This window comes from Burkholderia sp. (assembly GCF_018375725.1).
GTDB lineage: Bacteria > Pseudomonadota > Gammaproteobacteria > Burkholderiales > Burkholderiaceae > Burkholderia.
Map to the genome: position 1 here is coordinate 1 of NZ_JAHACR010000356.1, position 3983 is coordinate 3983.

Annotated in this window: 5 protein-coding genes; 2 read left to right on the forward strand and 3 right to left on the reverse strand. The window is 65.2% G+C overall.

Annotated elements, in window-relative coordinates; all coding sequences use genetic code 11:
- The coding region (locus KH616_RS22575; protein ID WP_366835118.1) for a topoisomerase C-terminal repeat-containing protein at positions 1–294 on the forward strand (294 nt) is incomplete at its 5' end.
- Positions 295–412: 118 nt separating this feature from the next.
- Here KH616_RS22575 and KH616_RS22580 read toward each other — a convergent pair.
- Positions 413–1456, reverse strand: coding sequence for a LysR family transcriptional regulator (locus KH616_RS22580; RefSeq protein WP_292252127.1), 1044 nt, complete (start codon positions 1454–1456; stop codon positions 413–415).
- Between the two features lie 424 nt (positions 1457–1880).
- Here KH616_RS22580 and KH616_RS22585 point away from each other — a divergent pair, with 424 nt between their 5' ends.
- Entirely contained in the window at positions 1881–2894 is a 1014-nt protein-coding gene (locus KH616_RS22585; protein WP_292252128.1) for a D-2-hydroxyacid dehydrogenase family protein, read from the forward strand.
- A 61-nt stretch (positions 2895–2955) separates the two neighbouring features.
- Here KH616_RS22585 and KH616_RS22590 read toward each other — a convergent pair whose 3' ends face one another.
- Both KH616_RS22590 and KH616_RS22595 read right to left on the reverse strand, forming a co-directional pair.
- Positions 2956–3822: a patatin-like phospholipase family protein gene (locus tag KH616_RS22590; protein WP_292252129.1), complete on the reverse strand. Its 867-nt coding sequence runs from the start codon at positions 3820–3822 to the stop codon at positions 2956–2958.
- Between the two features lie 8 nt (positions 3823–3830).
- On the reverse strand, positions 3831–3983 hold a 153-nt coding region (locus KH616_RS22595; RefSeq protein WP_292252130.1), incomplete at its 5' end, for a PaaI family thioesterase.

Here is a 3983-nt window from a genome sequence, read left to right on the forward strand (position 1 = left end):
GGCCGCACCGACCTGCTGCCCGGCTTCAAGTCGGCGCGCACCGGCCGCAGCTTCAAGGCGTATCTGGTGAAGCAGCCGGACGGCAAGATCGGCTTCGAATTCGAGAAGAAGGAACCGAAGGCTGCCGCAGCGAAGAAGACAGCAAAATCGGCGGCAAAGGAAACGGAAACCGTGACGGAGGACGCCGCGGAAAAGCCGGCGCCAGCACGCAAGACGGCCGCGCGCAAGACGGCCGCGAAGCCTGCCGCGAAGACCGCCGCACGCAAGACGCCGACGCGCAAGACCGGTTCCTGACCGAGTCGTCGTGGCCCGCGACGCATGTCGTCGGGCCCACGAACAAAACGCGGATCGATCCCGATCCGCGTTTTTTATTGCCCGGACGGCTCGCCTGCCACCGTCCTGCTTTGCCGCGTTACAGCGGCGACGGCGCCGTTACGCGCGCACGCGCTTTCGTCCCCCGCGGCGACGAACCCGGTTCGCCCTCCACTCGCTCGGGCAACGTGTCCAGCCCGGTCGCCCCCGCGGATGCACCCTGCGCCGCCCACGGCTCGCCCGCCGCCGCGTCGACGGACTGGCTGAAATGCTCGACAAGATGATCGATGAAGGTTCGCACCTTGGCCGGCAGGTGACGGCGGCTCGGGTAGACGACGTTGATTTCGACCTGCGGCAGCCGGTAGTCGGGCAACAGACGCACGAGGCGGCCACGCGATGTGTCGCCGCCGATCAGATAGCTCGGCAGGAACGCAATGCCCATGCCGAGCAGCGCAAACTGGCGCAGCATCTCGGTATTGTTCGCGACGATCACGTTGGACGGACGCACGCGCACTTCGCCTTCCGGCCCGGTAAACACACGGTCATCGCCCCAGAATTCGGACGGCAGGCTCAGTGCCGGATGCTCCATCAGCTGTTCAGGATGGGTCGGCACGCCGTGTTTTTCCAGATAGCTCGGCGTTGCGCAGACGGTCATGCAGCCGGTGGTCAGGCGCCGCGTGACGATGCTCGCACTGCGCATCTGGCGCGTGGTCACAATGCCAACGTCGAAGCCCTCCTCGACCAGATCGACTTGCCGATCCACCAGCGTCAGATCCGGCACGACTTTCGGGAAGCGCTCCGTATAGGTCTTCAGGACGGGCGCGAGGTTGTGCAGGCCGAATACGACGGGCGCGACGATGCGCAATGTGCCGACCGGCTCGTGATTGCGGGCGACGACCATTTGCTCGACGTCCTCGAGCTCGTCGAGAATCTGGCGCGCGCGCTCCAGATAGACCTGGCCGGACTCCGTGAGCGACAGGCTGCGCGTCGTGCGATTGAGCAGCCGCGTGCCGAGGCGGCCTTCCAGATCGGCCACGTGACGCGTCGCCACGGCGTTGGAGATATCCATTGCACTCGCGGCCCGCGCGAAACTACCGAGATCCGCAACCTTGACGAACACGCGCATCGACTGCAAATGATCCATATACGACTCCTGCCGCTGTTACCGCTTCATAAAATTGAAGCAAATGGGTAATTCTCCTACGACCGCAAAAACGATGCAGAGTTGCTCAACAAACCCCCGCATCTCGATAAAAATAGTCAATTGTGCTCGGCTCTGGCGGACAAACGATTCAATTATTCTGATTGACGAAACAATTGGGTGAACCTCGTCCGGGAAACGTCCGATTCAGCAAGATCCCCGCTGACGCGGTACGGCATCGCAGCCCCGGCCGCTCACCGGAAAACGGCGCCAGGACAGGCCGGACGCCCATTGCGGCGGGGCGTAACAACCTGTTAAAAAGACACCACGTGGGCGTCCGGCATAGCATCATGTCGGCCCCGACCGGGCGGGACGACGCGCGACGAGCGCCGCCGCCCCCTGTTTCAACGCGCGACACCCGCTAACCATGAAAATTGCCATTCTCGACGACTACCAGGACGCCGTCCGCAAACTGAATTGCTTCCAGATGCTCGCCGACCATGACGTGAAGATCTTCAACAACACGGTGCGCGGGCTCGGCCAGCTCGCGAGCCGGCTGGCGGAAGTCGAAGCGCTCGTGCTGATTCGCGAACGCACGCCGATCTCGTCCCAACTGCTCTCCAAGCTGCCGCATCTGCGCATGATCAGCCAGACCGGACGCGTGTCGAGCCACGTCGACCTCGCGGCCTGTACCGACCGCGGCATTGCGGTGCTCGAAGGAACCGGTTCGCCGGTCGCGCCCGCCGAGCTGACCTGGGCGCTGATCATGGCGGCCCAGCGCCGCATTCCGCAGTACGTCGCGAACCTGAAGCAGGGCGCATGGCAACAGTCCGGCCTGAAGACGTCGGCGCTGCCGCCCAACTTCGGGCTCGGCCAGGTGCTGCGCGGCCAGACGCTCGGCATCTGGGGCTACGGCAAGATCGGCCGGCTCGTCGCGGGCTACGGCAAGGCATTCGGCATGAACGTGCTGGTGTGGGGTCGCGAGCATTCGCTCGAAGCGGCGCGCGCGGACGGCTATACGGCGGCCGAAAGCCGCGAGGCGCTGTTCGAGCAGAGCGACGTGCTGTCGCTGCACCTGAGGCTGCACGACGATACGCGCGGCATCGTCAAGCAGGAAGACCTGATGCGGATGAAGCCGACCGCGCTGTTCGTCAACACGAGCCGCGCCGAGCTGCTCGAGGAGAACGCGCTCGTCAACGCGCTGTCGCACAACCGGCCCGGCATGGTCGCGATCGACGTGTTCGAGAGCGAGCCGATCCTGCAGGGCTACAGCCTGCTGCGGATGGAGAACGTGATCTGCACGCCGCACATCGGCTATGTCGAACGCGAAAGCTACGAACTGTATTTCAGCGCGGCATTCCAGAACATCCTCGCGTTCGACCAGGGCGATATGTCGAACGTCGTCAATCCGGACGCACTGACGCCGATCCGCAAGCGCTGACGCAGCCGCGGCCGTGTGCGCGGCGCGATCGACGCGGCGGCAAGCGCATCGGACCGCATGCTCAGACCGCGACGCGCCCGTCCGTCATCGATTCGACGTATGCGAGGAAGTGCTCGCCGTCGCGGCGGCCAAGATCGTAGGCCAGCTTCATCTGCGACGGGCTCGTGTAGTCCCAGCTCGAAATCGGCACCTTGCTTGACGGCTGCACGTACAGACGCTGCTGCTCGCCGTGCGCGACCGTAAACATCTGCGGCCGCGGATACAGGCGCGTGACGAGCACCAGCACGTCGCCCGGCGAGGCATCGAGCGCGCCGACCGGCACGTTGTCGACCATGCCGCCATCGAGCACGGGCCGGCCATGACGGCGCAGCACCGGCGTGAACGGCGGCGTACACGACGATTGAAGAATCAGGTCGGCGAGATCCTCGACGCGCGCGCATGACTGCGCTCGCACGAACTCCGGCCGGAAGCCGAGCGAGCGGCCGAGCGTCGGGTGCAGCGTCTTGCGGATGTATTTCTCGATGTTGTACGCGACAATGCCGGCCACGACCGCGCTGCGCGCGCCGAGCCAGCGCGGCACATGCGACACGCCGATACGGATCTCGGGCGCGTCGGCAAGCTTTGCGAACGGCTCGCCGTAGATGTCGAGCAGCGCCTGACGGTAGATCCGGTAGTGCGGAAACACCGGCTCGCTGCCGAGCAGGTTCTCCCAGTAAACATTCTTCCTGTTGTGGCGCAGCGCTTCTTCGTAATAGCGCATCACCCACGCCGAGTCGCGTGTGTACAGCATGCATGCGGTCGCGGCACCCGCCGAGATACCGGCGATGACGCGCGGCTTCAGCGCGAGCGCGGGCTGCGCCACGTCCCAGAAGCCGGCCTGCCACCAGCAGCGATTGCCGCCGCCCGCGAATACGATCTGGTCGAACATCGCGCCGCTCAGTTGATGAGCGCGTAGCTCGATGTCGCGTGGACGGCCATCTTGCCGTCCGCGTCGAACAATTCGACCTCGCCGAACACCAGATTGCGGCCCATGCGCAGCACGCGCGCGGTGACGAGCACGTCGCCGTTGCGCACCGGACGCATGAAGTG